The sequence below is a fragment of the Diaphorobacter nitroreducens genome (assembly GCF_002214645.1).
GTDB lineage: Bacteria > Pseudomonadota > Gammaproteobacteria > Burkholderiales > Burkholderiaceae_C > Diaphorobacter > Diaphorobacter nitroreducens.
In genome coordinates this window covers 2307078-2328323 of sequence record NZ_CP016278.1, presented here as the reverse complement: position 1 = coordinate 2328323, position 21246 = coordinate 2307078, and the positions used below count along the sequence as shown (strand labels likewise).

The 21246-nt window shown below is 67.8% G+C and carries 20 protein-coding genes and 1 tRNA gene; 5 read left to right on the top strand and 16 right to left on the bottom strand.

Annotated elements, in window-relative coordinates:
• Positions 1-12 precede the first annotated feature (12 nt).
• On the bottom strand, positions 13-624 hold the full coding sequence (locus BA022_RS10915) for a hypothetical protein (RefSeq protein WP_088887511.1): 612 nt from the start codon (positions 622-624) through the stop codon (positions 13-15).
• Positions 625-753: 129 nt separating this feature from the next.
• Here BA022_RS10915 and BA022_RS10910 point away from each other — a divergent pair, with 129 nt between their 5' ends.
• Entirely contained in the window at positions 754-1410 is a 657-nt protein-coding gene (locus BA022_RS10910) for a LysE family translocator (RefSeq protein WP_011804329.1), read from the top strand.
• A gap of 66 nt (positions 1411-1476) precedes the next feature.
• Here the strand turns inward: BA022_RS10910 and BA022_RS10905 are convergent, their stop codons facing one another.
• The 6 genes from BA022_RS10905 to BA022_RS10880 all read right to left on the bottom strand — a co-directional run bounded on the left by BA022_RS10905 (position 1477) and on the right by BA022_RS10880 (position 8262).
• The gene (locus BA022_RS10905; RefSeq protein ID WP_088887510.1) at positions 1477-2880 is read right to left on the bottom strand and encodes an amidase; all 1404 of its coding nucleotides are present in this window, start codon (positions 2878-2880) and stop codon (positions 1477-1479) included.
• A gap of 103 nt (positions 2881-2983) precedes the next feature.
• Positions 2984-4474, bottom strand: a complete 1491-nt coding sequence (locus BA022_RS10900; RefSeq protein WP_088887509.1) for an ABC transporter substrate-binding protein — start codon at positions 4472-4474, stop codon at positions 2984-2986.
• Positions 4475-4572: 98 nt separating this feature from the next.
• Positions 4573-5430, bottom strand: coding sequence for an ATP-binding cassette domain-containing protein (locus BA022_RS10895; RefSeq protein ID WP_012655790.1), 858 nt, complete (start codon positions 5428-5430; stop codon positions 4573-4575).
• A complete protein-coding gene (locus tag BA022_RS10890; protein ID WP_088887508.1) occupies positions 5427-6431 on the bottom strand; it encodes an ABC transporter ATP-binding protein in 1005 nt (334 codons plus the stop codon). The genes BA022_RS10895 and BA022_RS10890 overlap by 4 nt, the downstream gene beginning before the upstream one ends.
• Positions 6428-7303, bottom strand: a complete 876-nt coding sequence (locus BA022_RS10885; protein WP_088887507.1) for an ABC transporter permease — start codon at positions 7301-7303, stop codon at positions 6428-6430. The genes BA022_RS10890 and BA022_RS10885 overlap by 4 nt, the downstream gene beginning before the upstream one ends.
• On the bottom strand, positions 7300-8262 hold the full coding sequence (locus BA022_RS10880; protein ID WP_012655792.1) for an ABC transporter permease: 963 nt from the start codon (positions 8260-8262) through the stop codon (positions 7300-7302). The genes BA022_RS10885 and BA022_RS10880 overlap by 4 nt, the downstream gene beginning before the upstream one ends.
• 175 nt (positions 8263-8437) lie before the next feature.
• Between BA022_RS10880 and BA022_RS10875 the strand changes: the two genes are divergently transcribed.
• Positions 8438-8695, top strand: coding sequence for a YfhL family 4Fe-4S dicluster ferredoxin (locus BA022_RS10875; protein ID WP_012655793.1), 258 nt, complete (start codon positions 8438-8440; stop codon positions 8693-8695).
• 64 nt (positions 8696-8759) lie between these two features.
• Here the strand turns inward: BA022_RS10875 and pth are convergent, their stop codons facing one another.
• The 7 genes from pth to BA022_RS10840 form a co-directional block, all read right to left on the bottom strand.
• Positions 8760-9395 (bottom strand): aminoacyl-tRNA hydrolase, encoded by a 636-nt coding sequence (gene pth / locus BA022_RS10870; RefSeq protein ID WP_088887506.1) that lies wholly within the window; start codon positions 9393-9395, stop codon positions 8760-8762.
• 134 nt (positions 9396-9529) lie between these two features.
• Entirely contained in the window at positions 9530-10156 is a 627-nt protein-coding gene (locus tag BA022_RS10865; RefSeq protein ID WP_011804338.1) for a 50S ribosomal protein L25/general stress protein Ctc, read from the bottom strand.
• Between the two features lie 153 nt (positions 10157-10309).
• On the bottom strand, positions 10310-11275 hold the full coding sequence (locus BA022_RS10860) for a ribose-phosphate pyrophosphokinase (RefSeq protein WP_011804339.1): 966 nt from the start codon (positions 11273-11275) through the stop codon (positions 10310-10312).
• Between the two features lie 47 nt (positions 11276-11322).
• A tRNA-Gln gene (locus BA022_RS10855) sits at positions 11323-11399 on the bottom strand.
• Between the two features lie 41 nt (positions 11400-11440).
• On the bottom strand, positions 11441-12292 hold the full coding sequence (gene ispE / locus BA022_RS10850) for a 4-(cytidine 5'-diphospho)-2-C-methyl-D-erythritol kinase (RefSeq protein ID WP_088887505.1): 852 nt from the start codon (positions 12290-12292) through the stop codon (positions 11441-11443).
• Positions 12293-12301: 9 nt separating this feature from the next.
• A complete protein-coding gene (locus tag BA022_RS10845; RefSeq protein ID WP_088887504.1) occupies positions 12302-12817 on the bottom strand; it encodes an outer membrane lipoprotein LolB in 516 nt (171 codons plus the stop codon).
• Positions 12814-14613, bottom strand: a complete 1800-nt coding sequence (locus BA022_RS10840; RefSeq protein WP_088887503.1) for a tetratricopeptide repeat protein — start codon at positions 14611-14613, stop codon at positions 12814-12816. Before BA022_RS10840 ends, BA022_RS10845 begins: the two co-directional genes overlap by 4 nt.
• A 29-nt stretch (positions 14614-14642) precedes the next feature.
• Here BA022_RS10840 and mutM point away from each other — a divergent pair, with 29 nt between their 5' ends.
• The 3 genes from mutM to mutY all read left to right on the top strand — a co-directional run bounded on the left by mutM (position 14643) and on the right by mutY (position 18604).
• Positions 14643-15458, top strand: coding sequence for a bifunctional DNA-formamidopyrimidine glycosylase/DNA-(apurinic or apyrimidinic site) lyase (gene mutM / locus BA022_RS10835; protein ID WP_088887502.1), 816 nt, complete (start codon positions 14643-14645; stop codon positions 15456-15458).
• Between the two features lie 93 nt (positions 15459-15551).
• Positions 15552-17534 carry a dynamin family protein gene (locus tag BA022_RS10830; protein WP_012655799.1) on the top strand — a complete coding sequence of 661 codons (1983 nt, stop codon included), beginning with the start codon at positions 15552-15554 and terminating at the stop codon, positions 17532-17534.
• Positions 17531-18604, top strand: a complete 1074-nt coding sequence (gene mutY, locus BA022_RS10825) for an A/G-specific adenine glycosylase (protein WP_088887501.1) — start codon at positions 17531-17533, stop codon at positions 18602-18604. Before BA022_RS10830 ends, mutY begins: the two co-directional genes overlap by 4 nt.
• A gap of 110 nt (positions 18605-18714) precedes the next feature.
• Here the strand turns inward: mutY and rapZ are convergent, their stop codons facing one another.
• Entirely contained in the window at positions 18715-19578 is an 864-nt protein-coding gene (gene rapZ, locus BA022_RS10820) for an RNase adapter RapZ (RefSeq protein WP_088887500.1), read from the bottom strand.
• 3 nt (positions 19579-19581) lie between these two features.
• Entirely contained in the window at positions 19582-21246 is a 1665-nt protein-coding gene (gene recN, locus BA022_RS10815) for a DNA repair protein RecN (RefSeq protein WP_088887499.1), read from the bottom strand.

Below are 21246 nucleotides of genomic sequence, written 5' to 3'. Positions count from 1 at the left end.
GCCCGCCGCGCTTCAGCGCGCTGGGCCGGTCAGGGCGAGGTAGGCGGCGCGCGTTTCCGGCGAAACCGCAGCCACCAGCTGGGCGTGCGGCGTCTGGTGGCGCGCCAGCGTGCGGGCCGATGCCACGGTCTTGGACTTGCAGAACCAGTGGCAGGTGTGCTGCATCAGCAGCAGCTCGGCCGTCATGGTGAAGGCCTTGTCGCGCGGCGACAGGCCGACGTCGTTGCGCGCCACGCGGGCGATGCCGCGCGCGTGCACGTCAATGGCCTCGCGCATGTCGAAGGTGGCGGCGGGCAGCAACTGCGTGGCAAACGGCAGGCCCAGCGCCAGGCGGCTCGCGCGCGCCAGCGGTGCGGGCACGCGGCGGAAGTCCGCCGCAAAGCGCTCAAACTGTTCGCTCAACTGTGCCTCGCTGCTGGCCAGCAGGTTCAGCACCTGCTGGCGGCGCTCGGGGTCCTGTTCGCCCATGGCGCGCAGGTAGCCCTGGGTCAGTGTCTCCATGAGCCGTTCGATCTGGTAGGGCTGCAGATGCTGCGCCAGCAGCACGATGCGCCGGCGCTGCTGCTGGGTGTTGAGCATGTAGGCGCCGGTGGCCGCGAGGGCCACCACGAATAAAAAGTCCATGGCAGACAAGTCCGTGAAAAGCGGGCGAAACCGTCGATTGTCGTGCCTGCGCACGCGCCCGCCGTGTGCGCGGTGCAGAATGGTGCGCCGCCGCTCCGGCGGTTCTCTGTCCCACCCTCAGACCGTCCCATGCCTTCGATCGAAACCCTTGTCGCGTTCTTTGGTGTTTCCGTGCTGCTGGCGCTCACGCCGGGGCCCGACAACCTGTTCGTGCTGCTGCAGTCGGCCCAGCGCGGCTGGCGCGCGGGCATGTGCGTGGTGCTGGGGCTGTGCCTGGGGCTGGTGGGGCACACCACGGCCGTGGCGCTGGGACTGGCGGCCGTGTTTGCCGCGTCGGCCGTGGCGTTCACGGTGCTCAAGTTCTGCGGCGCCGCCTATTTGGCCTATCTGGCCTGGGGGGCGTTGCGGGCGCCGGCCAGCGTGCCCGAGGAGGCGCCCGCTACGGGCGCGGCGATGGCGCCGGGCGCCCGTGTGCCCGGTGGTGCACTGCGCATGGTGGGGCGCGGTGTGGTGATGAACCTGACCAACCCCAAGGTGCTGATCTTCTTCCTGGCCTTCCTGCCGCAGTTTGCCGACCCCGCGCGCGGCGGCATGGCGCGGCAGATCCTGGTGCTGGGGGTGGTGTTCATGCTGGCCACGTTCCTGGTGTTCGGGGCCATCGCATGCTTCAGCGGGGCGTTCGGCGCGCTGCTGCAGCGCTCGGCGCGCGCGCAGCGCATGCTCAACCGCGTGGCGGGCCTGGTGTTCCTGGGCCTGGCCGTGCGGCTGGCCACAGCCGAGCGCTGATACTTCACTTTTTATAGCTGCTAGCGCTTGTCTATCAAGCGCTGGAGGCCATTTTGGCTCGTGCCTTCAAGGCGCGGGCGGCGCGGGCCAGGGCCGCTGCGCGCCGCGCAACTGCTCGAAGGCGTGGGCCAGTTGCAGTACGCCCAGGTCGTCAAAGCGCTGTCCGGCAATCTGCAGCCCGATGGGCAGGCCGCTGGCGCTGTAGCCGCAGTTGACCGACGCGGCCGGCTGCTCCGACATGTTGAACGGCACGGTGAAGGCAATGTGCTCCAGCGGCCGCAGCGGGTCGTCGGTGGGCGAGGGCAGCTCGGCCGCGAAGGCGGTGATGGGCGCCACGGGCGAAAGCACGTAGTCGTACCCCGCGCAGGCGCGCACCGTGGCTACGCGCGTGGCGTGGAACTGCTGGCTGGCCTCGTACACCTGGGCCGCGCTGAGCGTGGCGGCGCTATCCGCCCAGGCGCGGATGTAGGGCAGCACCTTGCCCCGCTGCTCGACGGTGAGCGTGCGCATGTCCATGTGCGAGCGCATGCGCCAGAAGTGGTCCATGCCGTCCAGCATGGCGCGCGTGAGGAACGGCTCCATGGGCTCGACGATGGCGCCCGCATCGGCCAGGCGCTGCGCGGCGGCCTGCACGGCGGCGCGCACCTCGGGATCGGTAGCCAGGCCGCAGCCCGCGTCCAGCAGCAGCCCCAGGCGCAGGCCGCGCAGGCGCTGCGTGCCGGGCGCGAGCCGCAGCCAGTCGATGGGCTGTGCTGGCAGGCTCATGCTGTCGCGCGCGTCGGGCTGCGACAGCACCTGCATCATCAGCGCGGCGTCCTCCACGCCGCGCGTCATGGGGCCGGCCGCGCGGCCGGTGTAGGGCGGATCGATGGGAATGCGGCCCAGGCTGGGCTTGAGCGTGAAGATGCCGCACCAGCTGGCCGGCAGGCGCAGCGAGCCGCCGATGTCCGTGCCCACGTGCAGCGGCCCGTAGCCCGCCGCCGCCGCCGCGCCCGCACCGGCGCTGGAGCCGCCCGGGCCCTTGGACAGGTCCCAGGGGTTGCGCGCCAGCGGATGAAAGCTCGACAGCCCCGAGGACAGCATGCCGTAGTCGGGCATGGTGGTCTTGGCCAGCAGTACGGCGCCCGCCTCGCGCAGACGGGCCGCAGGCGGTGCGTCGGCCGCGGCGGGCACCAGGGGGAGCGCCGCGGTGCCCAGCGGTGTGGGATCGCCCTGCGTGGCGATGTTGTCCTTGAGGGTGACCGGCACGCCGTCCAGCGGGCCGCAGGGGGCGCCGCGCAGCCAGCGGGCCTCGCTCTGGCGGGCCTGGGCCAGCGCAGCCTCGGGGCGCAGCAGGTAGGTGGCCTGCAGGTGGGGCTCCCACCGCGCGACGTGGCTGAGCACGTCGAGCAACGCGTCCACCGGAGAGATCTGGCGGCTGCGGTAGCCGGCGAGCAGTTCGCTGGCGGACAGCTCGTGCAATTGCGTCATGGCGATCCTTGTGTCATCGCGGAGGCGGTGTGGAGAGAACGGCAGTTCCACCCGGGCGGAAGTGGCCGTGCCGAGGGGGCTGGCGCTAGCACGCGCCAGCTCCTTATGCCCAGTGCAATGCCGACAGGTCGTTGACGAACACCGGCATGTCCTTCCACAGACCGCGCAATTGCTTGTGGGCCACGGTGACCCATTGCGGCTGGTACAGGAAGGCGTGCACCGCGTCCTCGGCCAGCAGGCGCTGCGCGTCGCCCAGCAGGCGGGCGCGGTCGGCGGGGCGCGCGGCGTTCTGGATCTTCTCGTACAGCGCGTCGAACTGTTCGGAGTGGTAGCCCCAGTAGTAGTCCGGCTTGGCGAAATTGCCCAGGTCGAACGGCTCCACGTGCGAGATCAGCGTCAGGTCGTAGTTCTTGTTGCCGTAGGTGCCGCTGAGCCATTGGGCCCACTCCACGTTCTGCAGCTTGGCAACGATGCCCACCTTGGCGAGCTGTGAGGCAATCAGCTCGCCGCCCTGGCGTGCGTAGGGCGCCGGCGGCAGCGTCATGGTGAGGGTAAGGGGTGTCTTCACGCCGGCCTCGGCCAGCAGGCGCTTGGCCTTCTCCACGTCATGCGGGTTGATGCCCGTGGTGTCCACATAGCCGAAGGCGCCGGGCACGTAGTGGCTGCCGATGGGCACGCCCAGGCCGTCGGCCGCGCCCTGGATGATGGCCTTGCGGTCGATCGCGGCGGCGATGGCGCGGCGCACGCGCACGTCGTTCAAGGGCTTGCGCGCGTTGTTGATCGCGAGGATGGTCTTGGCGCGCGAGCCGCTCACCACTACCTGAAAGCGCGGGTTGTTCTTGAACTGCGCCATGCTGCGCGGCGTGACGCGCGGGAAGGCGTCCACGTCGCCCGCCAGCAGCGCGGCCACCTGCGCCGCCGCATCGGGAATGAAGCGGAACGTGGCGCGGCGGATGCGGATGCTGGACGGCTGGCGCCACCCCGGCCATGCGGCCAGCGTGATGGAGGCGCCGCGGCTCCAGCCGGCGAGCTTGTAGGGCCCCGTGCCCACGGGCTTGGTGGCGTTGGTGGCGGCGCTCTTGGGTTCCACGATGATGGCCGTGGCCTGGCCCAGCACGAACAGCAGGTCGGGGTCGATGTCCTTGTTGAGCACCACCACGGTGTACTCGTCCACCGCCTGGGTGCTCAGGTTGGCAAAGCTGCGCTTGTCCTTGTTGGTGCTCTTGTCGCCGCCCGCGCGGTCGAAGGAGAACTTCACGGCTGCGGCATTGAGCGGCTCGCCGTTGTGAAACGTGACGCCCTTGCGCAGGCGGAAGGTGTAGGTCTTGAGGTCGGGCGAGACCTCCCAGCTCTCGGCCAGCAGCGGCGAGACGCTGCCGTCCGGGTTGATCTTGGTGAGCGTCTCGTAAATGTTGTAGAGCGTGACCTCGGCAATCGAGGACGCCGCGCCGGCCGTGGGGTCCAGCCCCGGCGGCTCCAGGGCGAGGGCCAGGGTCACGGCGTCCTTCTTGCCTTGCGCCAGCGCGTGCAGCGGCGTGGCCAGCGCGGCGGTGGCCAGGGCGCCGGAGGCGAGGGCGGTACGGCGGGTGAACATGGGCGGGATCTCCTTGGACGGGTGGAATGCGTGCGGCGGGTTGTGCTCTGCTTTTTACTACAGGGCGCGGCCGGGCGTGGCGCGCTGGCGCCGTGCGGCTAGAGCGCGATGCGCGGTACCGCGGCCACCAGCGCCTGCGTGTAGGGGTGTTGCGGCGTGCTGAACAGCGTGTGCGGCGCGCCGCGCTCCACGACGCGCCCCTCGTGCAGCACCAGCACCTCGTCGCACAGGTGCTGCACCACGGCCAGGTCGTGGCTGATGAGCAGGTAGGTGACGCCCAGGCGCTCCTGCAGGTCCTGCAGCAGGTTCAGCACCTGGGCCTGCACGGATACGTCCAGCGCGCTCACGGGCTCGTCGGCCACGATGAGGCGCGGCCGCGTGATGAGCGCGCGCGCGATGGCGATGCGCTGGCGCTGGCCGCCCGAGAATTCGTGCGGGTACTTGTGGGCATCGCCCGCGCGCAGGCCCACCTGCTGCAACACGGCGGCGGCCTGCTCGCGCAGTTCGGCGCGTGTGGCGCTTCCCAGGGCCTGCAGCGGCTCGGTGACGATGCGCTCCACCGTCTGGCGCGGGTCCAGCGAGCCGTAGGGGTCCTGGAACACCATCTGGAAGTCGCGCCGTGCGGCGCGCAGCGCGTGCGCGGGCAACCGGTGCAGGTCGCGCCCCAGCAGGTGCACGCTGCCGGCGCTGGGCGTGTCCAGCGCCATCACCAGGCGCGCCAGCGTGGACTTGCCCGAGCCCGATTCACCCACCACGCCCAGGCTGCGGCCGGTGGTGATGTCCAGGTCCACACCCCGCAGCGCCTGCACCTGCGCGCGCGGCCCCCACGGCCGTGTGCGGGGCAGCGGATAGTCCCGCTGCAGGCCGCGTACGCGCAAAAGGGGTGCATTTGGGTCGAAATGGCCTGTAGCGCTTGTAGGGAAAGCGCTGGCAGCTATTGAATTGATAGTGTTCACGCGCTCTCCCCCAGCCGTATGCAGCGCGCCATGTGGCTCGGGCCCAGCGCCGTGGCGGGCGGCAGGGCGGCGTGGCAGTCGGGCACGGTGAGCGGGCAGCGCCCAGCGAACGGGCAGCCCGGCGGCAGATCGGCCAGGTCGGGCACGGTGCCAGCGATCGTGGGCAGGCGTGCACCGCGTACGCGTGCGGAGCCCCACTGCGGGCGTGCGGCGAACAGGCCGCGGGTGTAGGGATGGGCCTGCGTGCGGAAGACTTCGCGCGTGGGGCCGGCCTCGACCACCGTGCCGCCATACATCACCAGCGTGCGCTGCACGTTCTGCGCGATCACGCCCAGGTCGTGCGAGATGAGGATCAGCGCCATGCCGCGCTCGGCCACCAGACCCTGGATCAACTCCAGGATCTGGCGTTGCAGCGTCACGTCCAGCGCCGTGGTGGGCTCGTCGGCAATCAGGAGCTGCGGCCCGCAGGCCAGCGCCATGGCGATGGTGATGCGCTGGCGCTGCCCGCCCGAGAACTGGTGCGGGTAGGCGTCCAGCCGCTGCGCGGCCTGCGCGATGCCCACACGTTCCAGCAACGCAACGGCCTCGGCGTGCGCCTGCCGGGCGGACAGGCCGCGGTGCAGGCGCAGCGGCTCGGCCACCTGCCGCCCGATGGTGTGCACGGGGTTGAGCGCGGTCATGGGTTCCTGGAACACCATACCGATGCGGTCGCCGCGCAGCCGGCACCACTGGGGCTCGGTCATCGGCAGCAGTTCCTGCCCGTCCAGGCGGATGCGGCCCTGCACGCGCGCGCCTTCAGGCAGCAGGCCCATGAGCGCGAGCGCGGTAAGGGACTTGCCGCAGCCCGATTCGCCGATCAGCCCCAGCGTTGCGCCGGGCTGCAGGGCGAAGTCCACGTCATGCACGGCGCGCACCGGGCCGAGCGGCGTGCGCAGCGTGATGGCCAGTTGCTGCACGTCCAGCAATGGCGCAGGGGAGGGAGGTGCGTGCGCTGGTGTCATCGCTGGCGGGACAGTCGGGGGTCCAGCAGATCGCGCAGCCCGTCGCCCAGCAGGTTCAGGCCCAGCACCGCCAGCGCAATCGCCACGCCCGGCCACACGGCCAGCAGCGGCGCCTGGAACATGAGGGTCTGGGCCTCGGCCAGCATGCGTCCCCACGACGGTTGCGGGGGCTGCGTGCCCAGGCCCAGGTACGAAAGCGCGGCCTCGGCGAGGATCGCCAGCGCGAACTGGATCGTGGCCTGCACGATGAGCACCGAAGCGATGTTGGGCAGCACATGCTCGAAGGTGATGCGCCATGGGCCCTTGCCGCAGGCGCGCGCCGCCAGGATGTATTCACGCGCCCACACCGCCTTGGCCGATGCGCGCGTGACGCGGGCAAAAGTCGGTATGTAGAAGATGCCGATGGCGATGATGGCGTTCACCATGCCGGGGCCGAAAACGGCCGTGAGCATGATGGCCAGCAGCAGCGCGGGGAACGCGAAGGTGAAGTCCGCCAGGCGCATGACGGCTTCCTCCACCCAGCCGCCGCGCGCCGCTGCCAGCAGCCCCAGCGCGGCGCCCAGCGCCAGGCCGATGCCCACGGCAATCACGCCCACCGCGATGGACGCGCGCGCGCCCACGAGCAGCTGCGAGGCCACGTCGCGCCCGTAGGCGTCGGTGCCCAGCCAGTGCTGCGCGCCGGGGGGCTGCAGGGCGGCATCCATCGCCATCTCATAAGGCGGCCATGGCGTCCAGACGAAGGAGAGCAGGGCGGAGAGCACCAGCGCCAGCGTGAGCACGGCACCGATCGCGCAGCTGGGGTGGCGCAGCGCACGGCGCCAGAACGCCGGCGTGTGGGGGCTGGGCGCGGGGAAGGCCGGCAGCGCGCTCATAGACCGCGGGCCTTTACGCGCGGGTCGATGGCCGCGTACAGCAGGTCCACCACGAAGTTCACCACCACCACCATGGCCGCCAGCAGCATCACGCAGTTGCGCACCACCACCAGGTCGCGGTTGGCGATGGACTGGAAGATCAGCCGGCCCAGCCCGGGCAGGTAGAACACGTTCTCCACCACGATGGTGCCGGCCAGCAGGTTGGCGAACTGCAGGCCCATCACCGTCACCACGGGGATCATGGCGTTGCGCAGCACATGGCCCCACAGCGCCGCGCGTTGCGAGAGCCCCTTGGCGCGCGCCGTGCGCACGAAGTCCTCGCGCAGCACGTCCAGCACGGCGGAGCGCGTGATGCGCGCCAGGATGGCGGCCTGCACCACGGCCAGGGCCACGGCGGGCAGCAGCAGGGCCTGCAGCGCGGGCAGCACGCCGCCGCCGGCTTCGGCGCTCCAGCCGGGAAAGCCCCCGGCCGAGAACCATTGCAGCTGTACCGAAAACAGCAGGATCAGCAGGATGGCAAACCAGAAGTTGGGAATGGCAATGCCCAGTTGCGCCAGCCCCATCACTCCCCAGTCGCCCAGGCGGTTGTGGCGCGATGCCGCATACACGCCAGCGGCCAGCGCCAGCGCGGTGGTCAGCAGCATGGCCAGCAGGGCCAGCGGAATGGTCAGCGCCAGGCGCTCGCCGATCAGGTCGGCCACGGGCGCGCTGTAGGCATGGCTGTCCCCTAACTGGCCCGTGAGCAGTCCACCCAGCCACTGCCCATAACGCACGAGCGCGGGTTGGTCCAGGCCCAGCCGGGCGGCGAGCTCGGCCACGGCCTCGGGTGCGGCGTCAGGCCCCAGCAGCACTTCGGCCGCGTTGCCCGGCAGGACCTCCAGCACCACGAACACCACGGCCGACGCGCCCAGCAGCGTGGCGATCAAAGTGGCGAGGCGTTGGAGGAAGAACAGGGCCATGGGAGTGAAGGCTGCGGCGCGCGGCCGGGGCGGTGGTGGACCGAGCATAGGACAAAAACCGCGGGCGCATGGCGGCCATCCCCACGGGGGCACAGGGGTGGGCGGATAATTGCAGGATGCTGTTCACCGCCCGCCTGTCACCGCATTGCGCCATGTGCCGCAAGGGAGTTGCGCCATGGCGTTGATGATCACGGACGAGTGCATCAACTGCGACGTGTGCGAGCCCGAATGCCCCAACGAGGCCATCTTCCTGGGCCAGGAGCATTACGAGATCGAACCCTCCAAGTGCACCGAATGCGTGGGCCATTTCGATGAGCCCCAGTGCGTGGCCATCTGTCCCGTGGCCTGCATTCCGGTCAACCCGGCCCACCAGGAAAGCCGCGAGACGCTGTGGCAGAAGTTCCAGCGCCTGAAGCCACCGAAAGTGGCTTGAACCTGGAGGCTTTTTGGGCCGCTAGCGCTTATCTGGTAAGCGCTACCAGCTATCTAAATAATAGTTAATCTAGGCCCGTTTGTGGTGCGGCCTGCGCCTGAGCGGGGCGTGTGGGCTTGGGGCGGGGCGGCTTGGTGGTGTGCACGAGAAGCGTGGCCTTGTCCATGTCACCGGCGAGCAGGGCAGGGTAGGCCTTGAGCGAATGAAGAATGCTGTCCTCGATCAGCGTGCGCTGGTCGGGCGCGGGCTTCTTGAGCACCCAGTTCACCACCTCCGCCTTCACGCCGGGGTGGCCGATGCCGATGCGCAGCCGCCAGTAGTCGCTGGTGCCCAGTTGCGCGTGGATGTCACGCAGCCCGTTGTGGCCTGCGTGGCTGCCGCCGCGCTTGAGCTTGGCCTGTCCGGGCGGAATGTCCAATTCGTCGTGTGCGACGAGGATTTCCTCCGGCGGGATCTTGAAGAAGCGCGCAAGGGCCGCCACCGACTTGCCTGAAAGGTTCATGAAGGTCTGCGGCTGCAGCAGCCAGACGCTGTGGCCGGCAACGCTGGCGCGCGCGACCAGGCCGTGGTAGCTGCGCTCGGGGACCAGGGTGACCTTGAGTTCGCGCGCCAGCGCGTCGATCCACCAGAAACCCGCGTTGTGGCGTGTGGCCTCGTACTCCGGGCCGGGGTTGCCCAGGCCCACAAACAGTTTGATCATGTTGGGATTATCCGGCGCGCCTGAAGCGGCGCGACGTGCGCTTGCAGGGGGCCACAAAACGCCAACGGCCCACGCGAGGTGGGCCGTTGAGACGCAAGAGGCCGCCCCTGAGGGCGACGGCCCGGCAGAAGTGCTTACTTCTTGCCCTTCTTGGCGGGTGCGGCTGCGGGTGCTGCGGCTGCGGTCGCGTCGGCCACCACTTCGGGCAGCTTGATCGACACCAGGGCGGGGTTCTTGTTGGAACCACGCACCACGGCCTTCACGCCGTGGGGCAGCTTCACGGACTGCAGGCCCATGGTGGACTTGGAGGTCAGGCCGCTCAGGTCCACCTTGATGAACTCGGGCAGTTGCGCGGGCATGCACATCACGTCCAGTTCATGGATCAGCGGGGTCACCGTGCAACCTTCCACCTTCACGGCCTGCGAGCCTTCGACGCCTTCGAAGTGCAGCGGCACCTTCAGGTGCACGCGGGTCTTCTCGTCCACGCGTTGGAAGTCCACGTGCAGCACTTGCTGCTTGAAGGGGTGGTACTGCACGTCACGCAGCAGCACCTTGGTGACTTGGCCGTTCAGCTCCATGTCCAGGATGCTGGAGTGGAACGCTTCCTTCTTGAGGGCGTGCCACAGGGCGTTGTGATCGATCTCGATCAGCTGGGGCTCGGCGGAGCCGCCATAGACGATGCCGGGGGCCTTGCCCGAAATGCGCAGACGGCGGCTCGCACCCGTACCTTGCTTGGCGCGCTCAAAAGCGACGAATTGCATGTTTGAACTCCTGAAGGGGCCGGCCGCGACCAGCCTGGCCCTGTTGATAAAGACCGCACGCCACCATGGCATGGGCCCGTGCTGTCTCCGAACAAGCAAGCCTCCCGAAGGAGGCTTGGGGCTGTGACACCTCCGCCAGCGGCGGAGCGATCATCAAGCCTGGTCGGAGAACAGGCTCATCACCGACTCACCCTTGGCAATGCGCTGGATCGTTTCGGCGATCAGCGGCGCCACGGAGAGCTGGCGAATCTTGGAACACCCCTTGGCGGCATCGCTCAGGGGGATCGTGTTGGTCACCACCACTTCATCGAGGGCCGTGCCTTGTGCGATGCGCTCGATGGCCGGGCCCGAGAAAATGGGATGCGTGCAATAGGCGTAAACGTTCTTGGCGCCGCGTTCCTTGAGCACTTCGGCGGCCTTCACCAGCGTGCCGGCGGTGTCGATCATGTCGTCCATGATCACGCAGTTGCGGCCTTCGATGTCGCCGATCACGTGCATGACTTCCGACACGTTCGCCTTGGGGCGGCGCTTGTCGATGATGGCCAGATCGGTGCCGAGCTGCTTGGCCAGGGCGCGTGCACGCACCACGCCGCCCACGTCCGGGCTCACCACGATCAGGTTCTCGTACTTCTTCTGGTTCAGGTCACCCAGCAGCACCGGCGACGCGTAGATGTTGTCCACCGGAATGTCGAAGAAACCTTGGATCTGGTCGGCATGCAGGTCCATGGTCAGCACGCGGGCGACGCCCACTGCCTGCAGCATGTTAGCCACCACCTTGGCGGAGATCGGAACGCGTGTGGAACGCGGACGGCGGTCCTGGCGAGCGTAACCAAAGTAGGGAATCACGGCGCTGATGCGTTCGGCCGAGGCGCGCTTGAGCGCGTCGACCATGATCAGCAGTTCCATCAGGTTCTCGTTGGTCGGCGCGCAGGTCGACTGCACCACGAATACATCGCGGGCGCGGACGTTTTGCTTGATTTCGACGGTGACTTCGCCGTCGGAGAACCGGCCCACATCAATGGCGCCGAGAGTGGTGCCAAGATTTTGAGCGATCTCGGCAGCCAATCCAGGGTTGGCATTGCCCGTGAAAACCACGAAGTCGGGGGGATTGGTTTGCATGAGCGACTCAGCCGTCTGAATTTAAATCCCGTGTGGGAAATAATCTTTGGCAGGGGAGGAAGGACTCGAACCCTCGCATGCCGGAATCAAAATCCGGTGCCTTAACCAACTTGGCGACTCCCCTACGCAGGTCAGCTGTCTTGCGTCAGCTCACCCAGTATCTTTTCATCCAAAAACCCAATCCGCTAGCGGATGAGACTTTAGATTTTCACACACTTTGACATGCCATGCAGCGGGTGCATCGTGCAGATCGACAGCGTGTGTGATTTGTGCAAACACTGCACTTCCAGAGCCTGTCATGCGTCCTTGCAACCCTTTTGATTCAAGCCAATTGATGGCTTGCGTAATCTCAGGGCACAAGGCCTGTGCGACTGGCTGCAGGTCATTACTTCCAAATTGGTAGTGTGTTGCAGCAAAGCCTGAAATTGTAGCACAACTCGAATCACGTTTAAGGGAGGGATGCGAAAAAATCATTCTCGTATCCAGCCCCGCTTCGGGCTTGACCACCGCGAAAGCCGCAGGCGGAAGTTGGTGCTCCAACTCAAGAGGGCGAATTATGTCACCAATTCCCTCGACCCAGGCGCTTGCGCCGCACAAAAAAAACGGAACATCGGCGCCCAGCGTCAGGGCGATCGAGTGCAACTGCTGCCGTGACAGTTTCAACTTCCACAGGCGGTTGAGTGCCAGCAACGTGCTGGCCGCGTCCGAAGATCCGCCACCCAAGCCGGCTTGTGCGGGGATGTGTTTAGAGACGCCGATATGTACCCCTTGCGGGCAACCGGTGGCCTTTTGCAGCGCACGTGCGGCGCGCACGACCAGATCGTCCGCAGGCAGGGCGCTGGTAAGGTCTTCACGTGTGACGGCCCCATTGCCGCGCACCTCGAAATGCAGAACATCGCACCAATCGATCAACATGAAGACCGACTGCAGCAGGTGATAGCCATCGGGCCTGCGACCCGTGACATGCAGAAACAGGTTCAGTTTGGCCGGCGCCGGCACGTCGTACAGGGCTTGCATGGAAAGCGGTCAGAGGCTCAAGACAATGCGCAGCGTAGTGCGAGGCAGCGGCTGCTCGCGCGTGGCCGACAAGCGCCCCTGCTGCAGGGCATCGAGGTTGGTGCGCCAGCCGGCGACTTGGAGGGCTTCGCCCTTCAGCCAGCTGAAAAGCGCGTAAATGGGTAGGTCGCTGCCGGTCAGGTCATGTACCAGGGTCTGCAGTGAGGCAGCCTCCCTGCGCTCCTGCCCCTGGACCAGCACGGCGCGATGCGGAGTCCATTCCACACGCGCGATGATGTTGCCCAGCGGGTTGATCAGAGTGAGCTCTCCCGCAGAGGGGTGGCCCTTCAATTCAAAACCGGCACTGAAGGATTGGCCTGCATCGTCTTCCACCTGAACGGCCAGCCGGCCGGACCAATGGTCCGGGCTGGCATCCGCAGGGCGTGGCGGCTGCGCGCAGGCGACCAGGGTTGCCGCTGCAACTATCCCGAGCACCAGCCGGCCGCGCAGAGGGCGGTGGTCAGCCGCCAGTTGCGACTGGCTCACAGACGCACTCCCAGCCGGTCGAGCGTGCCCTTGAGTGTGTCGTTGTCTTTGTTGATACGCAGGCCCTCGCGCCAGATGTCACGCGCGCGATCATGCTGTCCCAGAGACCACAGAACTTCGCCGATGTGGGCTGCTATCTCTGCGTCCGGTTGTGTTTCGTAGGCGCGTTTCAGGATGGTCAGCGCTTCCTGGCGGTTGCCCAGGCGGAATTCCACCCAGCCCAGACTGTCGGTGATGAACGGATCGTTCGGTGCAAACTCAAGCGCTTTGACGATGAGCGCCTTGGCTTCCTCCAGACGCACGCCCCGCTCTGCGAGGGAAAAACCCAGGGCATTGAGTGCGTGGTGGTAGTCGGGTTGGCGGGCGATGATGGCGCGCAAGAGGCGTTCCATGTCGTCGAGGCGGCCCGCCTTTTCCGCCAGCATGGCTTGGTCGTAGGCGAGGTCGTTGTCCGCGGGCGCCAGCGCTACGGCCTTGCCGAGGACCGTGTAGGCCTGTGCATATTGTTTTGCTTCGCGCAGCAACTGGGCTTCGGCCTGCAACTTGAGGCGTTCCTGATCCGGGGTGCTTGCGGGCACGGCGCGGATCAATGCGCGCGCCTCTTCCAATTTGCCCTGGCGTGCGAGCAGTGCAGCGCGGCGGCTTTGAGCCGTGAGCAGTTCGGCGGCATCTTCAATGCGCGAAAGCCAACCTTCGGCCCCGGCGTAGTCGCCACGCTTCTCCGCTACTTGCGCGTGCATCAGATATGCCTGGGTGAGCGCGCGCTTGCGTTGGGGCGTGGCGGGCAGGTCTTCGAGCAAGCCGGTAAAACGCCGCAGTGCTTCCTCCGCCTGCTCCAGCCGTCCGCCTTGCAGGTGTAGCGACGCCTGCAACAACCAGGCTTCGGGCATGTCGGCCTGTTCGCGATTGACTGCATCCAGCTGGAACTGTGCGTCGGCCAGGCGCTGAGACTCCAGCAGCAGGCGTGCGTAGGCCATGCGGACTTCGGGCAGGGGCTTGCCGGCCAGGTAACCCGCGAGCAGCGGCTCCGCCTGCGTGACGCCCTCTGCGAGCAGCTCGAGCGCCAGCATGGCGGCGCCATCGTCGGCGGGGTCTTGTGCATGGGCTTGGCTCGCCGCCTCCAGGGCGCCCGCCTTGTCGCTGGCTGCCAGGTCCATGCGCCCCACGGTGGTCCAGGCAATGGGGCCGATGGCCGGGTGGTTCAGTTCTGCCTGCAGGGCCTGGCGCACCACCTGCGCGGCCAGTGCCTTGTCGCTGGCACGGCCATAGAGCTGAGGCAGTGCGCGGATGGTGGATATCTTGTCGCGCGTCGGCGCGGTGCTCAATTCCTGCTTCAAGGGTTCGGCGCTATCGCCGATGCGATTGAGGGAGACTAGGATGCGCAGCATGTAGCGATTGGCATCGCGCGACTGCGGCAGGGCCTCCTTCCACGCGCGCGCGGCCATCAAGGCGTATTCGCCCGAGCGCGACTGCAGGGCGATCTCCGTGGCGCGGCGGTACAACTGTGGGTCGCCGCTGCGGCGTGCAGCGTCCAGCATCAGGGCATAACCGGTGCCGGGGTCGCCCCGGCTGGTGGTCATCTCGCCCAACAGCAATTCGTAGAACAGCTCGGCATTCAAGGCGGCTGCATCGTCGCTGGCAGCCGCATCGGTATCTTCCAGCTCGGCTGGAGGGGCGGGGACGGTGGACTGGGCAGGCGTCTGGGCCATGGCCGGCAGCATGCTCGCCGCAGCCCAACATGCCAGTGCGACAGCCCTGAAACGAAGAGATTGCACCATCGGCCCATAATAATCCATGGCTCTTGAACTTCTTGACGAGTATTGCGATGCCTGAGCTGCCGGAGGTGGAAGTCACGCGGCGCAGCTTCGCGGGCGCGATCGAGGGCGCGACTGTCTGCGGCATTGCGGTGGGCAAGCCCCTGCGCTGGCCGCTGGGCATGGAGCCCGCAGTATTGGTCGGACGGCGGGTGTGCGGCGTGCGCCGGCGCGGCAAATACCTGTTGCTGGATCTGGATGAAGGGCTGCTGCTCATTCACCTGGGCATGTCGGGCAGCTTGCGCTTTGCACGCGATCTGCCCGCGCGCGGCGCCCACGATCATTTCGAACTGATAACGGACCACGGCACGCTGCGGCTGCACGACCCGCGGCGCTTCGGCGCCGTGGTCTGGGCGGCGGGTGAGTCCGATCCCCGTGCACGCAAGCTGCTCGATGGGTGGGGATTGGAGCCGCTGGGCGAGGACTTCGCCTTCGAGTCCTTCCACGCGGGGCTGCGCGCCAAACGCACGCCCATCAAGCAACTGCTGCTCGCTGGCACGGTGGTCGTGGGCGTGGGCAATATCTATGCCTGCGAGGTGCTGTTCCTCGCGGGCATCCGGCCAACCACCCGCGCTTGCGCGATCGGCCCCCAGCGTGCCCGGCGTCTGCACGGTGCAATCCGCGAGGTGCTGGCGCGCGCGGTGGAGCGGGGCGGCAGCACGCTGCGTGATTTCTCCAGCGCCGACGGCAGCGCCGGGCATTTCCAATTGGAGGCCAATGTCTATGGCCGCGCGGGCCTGCCGTGTCGCCAGTGCGGTACGCCCGTGCGTCTGTTGCGCCAGGGGCAGCGCAGCACCTATTTCTGTCCGCACTGCCAGCGCGCCTGACCGGGCTGCGTGGCGGCGGATCGGCGCAATGGCGATGCTATATTGCGCCATCTCCCGCCCACGCGGGCGCTTGCATTGATATCCGGGAGCAAAGTGGGACCTTCATTCAACGAACAGTTTGACCAGCACGGCGCATGGAGGCGTGCTTTCGCCCAGCAACTCAAGCGCCTGGGGCAATGGATGGGTTCGCACGACCTCATGGACGCGGCTGTGGAGGAGCGTCTGCAGCGGCTGGAAGAGCAGGTGCGCAGCGACAAGGTGACCGTCGCTTTTGTGGCGGAGTTTTCGCGCGGCAAGTCCGAGCTCATCAATGCGATCTTCTTCGCCGGCTATGGCCGGCGCATCATGCCGGCCAGTGCGGGGCGCACCACCATGTGTCCGACCGAGCTGGGCTATGAAAACGGCACCGCCCCCAGCCTGCGCCTGCTGCCTATCGACACGCGCATGCAGTCCCTGGGACTGGCCGAGTGGCGCCTGAAGGCAGACCGCTGGGTGAAGGTGCCGTTGGACATGGACGACCCGGCCCAACTCGCCCAGGCGCTTGAAAAAGTATCGGAAGTGCGCCGCGTGTCCGTGGATGAGGCGCGTGCGCTGGGTTTCTGGAGCGATGAGGCCGCCGACGAGAACCCCGTGCTGGACGCTGCGGGCATGGTCGAGGTGCCGATGTGGCGGCACGCGGTCATCAACATTCCGCATCCGCTGCTCAAGCAGGGGCTCGTGATTCTGGATACGCCGGGCCTGAACGCCGTGGGCGCGGAGCCCGAGCTCACCATCAACCTCATCCCGCAGGCCCACGCCGTGGTGTTCATCCTGGGCGCGGACACGGGCGTGACGCGCTCGGACCTGACCATCTGGCGCGACCACCTGGGCACGGCTGAAGACGCGACCGATGCGCGGCTGGTGGTGCTGAACAAGATCGACACGCTGTGGGACACGCTCAGTTCCCCGTCGCAAGTGCAAGCGCAGCTGGAGCGCCAGCGCCAGACATCGGCCGAATTGCTGGGCGTGCCGCTCAGCCATGTCGTGCCCGTGTCGGCCCAGAAGGGCCTGGTGGCCAAGATCAACTGTGACGACATCCTGCTGGAGTCCAGTGGGCTGCCGCTGCTGGAGGAAGCGCTGGCCGAGGGCATCATGGGCCGGCGCCAGGCCATCCTGCGGGCCACGGTGGCCAGCGGCGTGGCAAGCCTGCAGTCCGAGACGCGGCGGGTGATCAACATCCGCCGGCGCGATCTGGATGATCAGATGCTGGAGTTGCGCAGCCTGCGCGGCAAGAATGCCTCGGTGATCGACGCCATGCGCGGGCGCATCGAGCAGGAGCAGCAGGAGTTTGAAGCCAGCACGGCCAAGATCCAGGCCGTGCGGGCAGTTCACCTGAAGATGCTGCGCGAGGTGTTCCACCAGCTTGGGCCGCGTTCGCTCAAGGCGCAACTGGTGGAGCTCACCGAGGCGCTTCAGCCCAAAGGGCTCAAGCTGGGCGTGCGCAAGGTATATGGCGACACCTTCGCCAAGGTGCGCACCATCATGGAGGCCGCGCAGTCCACGGGCATCGAGATCCAGGCCATGCTGGGCGGCACCTTCCGCCAGCTCAACACGGAGTTCGGCTTCTCGTTGCAAGTACCTGCGGCGCCCCAATTGGGTAACTATGTGCAGGAGATCGTGGCCATCGAGCAGCGGCACCTGCAATACGTGGGCATGGGCAACACGCTGCGCCTGGCGCAGCCGGAGTTCGCGCAGCGCTTGTTGCGGGCCATGGGCCTGCGCCTGCGCACCGTGTTCGAGTCCGCGGCCAACGAGCTGGAGCTGTGGAGCAAGACGGCCACAGCGCAGTTGGACGCGCAGCTGCGTGAGCGCAAGCGCAGCTTCTCGCGGCGCATCGAGGCGGTGAACCGCATCCAGCAGGCCGCCAACGGGCTGGTGGACCGCATCGCCGAGATCGAAGAGGCCGAGCAGCACCTCGCCGAACTGGAGCAGCGGCTGACCGAGCTGACCTCCGACCTCGTGCGGCAGCCGCAAGCGCCTGAGGGCGTGGACATCGACATACCCCTTACCGAACCCCAGCCGCTCGCGGCGTCATGAGCGGTCCGTCCGCAGAGCTGGCGACCCAGGTGGTGCGCTGGCAGGCAGCGCATGGGCGCAACCACCTGCCTTGGCAGAACACGCGCGATGCATACCGCGTGTGGCTGTCGGAGATCATGCTGCAGCAGACCCAGGTGGCCACGGTGCTGGAGTACTACGCGCGCTTTCTGGCGCGCTTTCCCGACGTGCGCCAACTGGCTGCTGCGCCGCAAGACGAGGTACTGGCGCTGTGGAGCGGCCTGGGTTACTACAGCCGCGCGCGCAACCTGCACCGCTGCGCCCAGATCGTCGTGCACCAGCACGGCGGGGAATTCCCCCGCACGGTGGATGAGCTGGCGGCCTTGCCGGGCATCGGCCGCTCCACGGCAGGGGCGATAGCCGCTTTCTGCTTCGGCGCACGGGCGCCGATCCTGGATGCCAACGTGCGGCGCGTGCTCACGCGGGTGCTGGGGTTCGGCGCCGACCTGGCCGAGGCGAAGAACGAGCGCGCGCTATGGCAGCAGGCCGAGGCGCTGTTGCCACGGCAGGACCTGTCCCATGCCATGCCGCGCTACACGCAGGGCCTGATGGACCTGGGTGCCGGCATCTGCCTGCCCCGCAACCCCAACTGCCTGCTGTGCCCCTTGCAAGAGGCCTGCGTGGCGCGCCGCGACGGCAACCCGCAGGACTACCCGGTGCGCACGCGCAAGCTCAAGCGCAGCGCGCAGGCCTGGTGGCTGCTGCTGCGCCAGGACGGTGCGGGCCGGCTGTGGCTGGAGCGGCGTCCGCCCATCGGCATCTGGGCGGGGCTGTACTGTCCGCCGGTCTATGACAGCCGCGCGGCGCTGGACGAGGCGCTGCAGCTGCACGCCAGCTGCGATGCGCGGGATCTGCCGGCCTTCACCCACGTGCTGACGCACCGCGACCTGCACCTGCATCCGGTGCTGGCGCGCGATGCAACGCTGCGGCCGGACGCGCATTGCGCTGAGCAGCAGTCGGGGTGGTTCGCTCCGGCGCAATGGCCGGCGCTGGGGCTGCCCGCGCCCGTGCGCAAGCTGCTCGCCTCCCTTGGGGACGACTGTCAAAAATGAGAGCTGGTAGCGCCCGTAGATAGGCGACTTCCGGTAGAAAACTATTGCAAGTCGTTCAATAGCAAGCGCTAGAAGCTACTAAAACAATAGCTGTCACCTAGCGGTGCATGCTAGATGCCGTCGAGCTCGCGGTGGCGGCGCAGCGTATTCCAGCGGCCCTCGAAGCGCGCCGCCAGCTGCTCCACCAGGTAGACGGAGCGGTGCTGTCCTCCCGTGCAACCGATGGCCACGGTCACGTAGCTGCGGTGGTTGTGGGCCAGCGCGTCCAGCCAGTGGTCCAGGAAGTCGCCAATGTGCGCCAGCATCAGCGCTACTTCGGGCTGCTGACGCAGGTAGTCGATGACCGGCGCGTCCTTGCCCGTGAGGGCGCGCAAGAGCGGCTCGTAGTGGGGATTGGGCAGCATGCGCACGTCGAACACATAGTCGGCGTCCATGGAGATGCCGCGCTTGAACGCAAACGACTGGAACACCAGGGTCAGCCGACTCGGCGGCACCGACAGCAGGTCCTTCACATAGCTCAGCAATTGCGCGGACCGCAGGGTGCTGGTGTCGATAACGTGTGCCTGCTCGCGCAGCGGGGCCAGTAGCTCGCGCTCCAACCGCATGGTGTGCAAAAGCGGGCGCGGACCTTCGCGCATCTCGGCCTGGGACAGAGGGTGGCGGCGCCGGGTTTCTGAAAAACGCCGCACCAGCACGTCGTTGGTGGCGTCCAGGAACAGTTGGCGCACCTGCACGCCCTGCGCACGCAGGCCGGCCAACTGCTGCGGCACCAGGGGCAGTGCGGTGGCGCTGCGCACGTCCATGGCCACGGCAACGCGGTGGCCGTGGTGCGCATGCTCCAGCTCCACGAAGGAGGTCAAAAGTTCCGGCGGCAGGTTGTCCACGCAGTAGTAGCCCGCGTCTTCGAGCGCATGCAGCGCGACGGACTTGCCCGAGCCGGACATACCGGTGATGACGACGACTTCCAGATCCATGGCTCAGGGTGTGGGTTTGGCGGCGCCCTGCAGCATCTCGCGTGCATGCGCCAGGGTGGTAGGGGACAGACGCTCGCCGCCCAGCATGCGCGCAATCTCGGCCACGCGCGCCTCCTCGTTGGCGGCGGCCACGCTGCTGGTGGTGCCCTCGGCGTGCTTGTGTTTGGCCACCACAAGGTGATGGTCCGCGCACGCGGCCACCTGGGGCAGGTGGGTGACGGCCAGTACCTGCCGGGCCGTCCCGAGCTGCTGCATCAGACGGCCCACGGTCTCCGCCACGGCGCCGCCCACGCCCGAGTCCACCTCGTCAAAGATCAGCGTGGGCGCCTCGCCCAGCTCGCTGGTGGTGACCGAGATCGCCAGCGCCATGCGCGACAGCTCGCCCCCCGACGCCACCTTGCCGATGGGCCGCGGCGTCATGCCCGGGTGGCTGCTGACCAGGAAAGCCACCTGGTCGATGCCGTGCGGCCCAGGCTCGGCCTTGTCCAGTTGCACCTCGAAGCGCCCGCCCGCCATGCCCAGGCCCTGCATGGCGCGGGTGATGGCCTGCGCCAGTAGCGGCGCAGCCTTGGCGCGCTTTTGCGACAGGGCGCGTGCGGCCTTCTGGTAAGCGGCGCCATGGGTTTGCTCGGCAGCCTGCAATGCGGCCAGGTCAGTGGCGCTGTCCAAACGGTGCAGCGTGTCCTTCCAGTCTTGCAGCAGCGCGGGTAGTTCGGGTGGGGTGCGCTTGTAGCGGCGCGCGAGCTGCATCCACTGCGATACACGGGCGTCCAGCTGCTGCAGCCGATCCGGGTCGGGCTCGGCGTGGCGCAGGTAGCTTTGCAGAGAGTGCGCCACATCGCCCGCCTGGGCGATGCAGGAGGTCAGCACCTCATTCATGGTGCGAAACGACGGGTCCACATGCTCGTAGTCCTGCAGCAGGTGCTGTGCCTGCGCCAGGGCCCGCAGCGCGCCGCCTGCGTCTTCGTCCTCCAGCACACTCAGGGCGGCCTGGGCGTTGTCCAGCAGCGACTGGGCGTTGGATAGTCGCGCATGCTCGGCATTGAGTTCCTCCCATTCGCCATCCCGCGGCGCCAGCTTGTCCACTTCGCCGATCTGCCACTGCAGGCGCTCGCGTTCCTGTTGCAGCGTGTCCTGGGCAGCGCGGGCGTGGGTCAGCGCCTGCTGCGCGTCGCGCCAACTCGTCCACAGCGCGGCCAAGGGTTGCACCTGCGCGCCGGCATAGGCGTCCAGCAGGCCGCGCACGGCGTCGGGCCGCGTCAGGCTCTGCCAGGCGTGCTGCCCATGAATGTCCAGCAGATGCTCGCCCACGGCACGCATCTGCGCTGCCGTGGCGGGGATGCCGTTGATCCAGGCGCGGCTCTTGCCCTGCACATCGACGGTGCGGCGCAGCAGCAGCGTGTCGTCGCGCGGAAAGCCCGCCTCGTCCAGCCAGGCTGCCAGCGCGATGGTGCCACCGTCGAATTCGGCGCAGACGTCGGTGCGCTGCGCGCCTTCGCGGATCACACCGGAGTCGGCACGCGCGCCCAGCACCAGTTGCAACGCGTCGATCAGGATCGACTTGCCGGCTCCGGTTTCACCGGTGAGCACGGTGAAGCCGGCATGCAGGTCCAGCTCGAGCGATCGCACGATCACGAAATCGCTCAGGGCGATCCGCCTCAGGGCCAT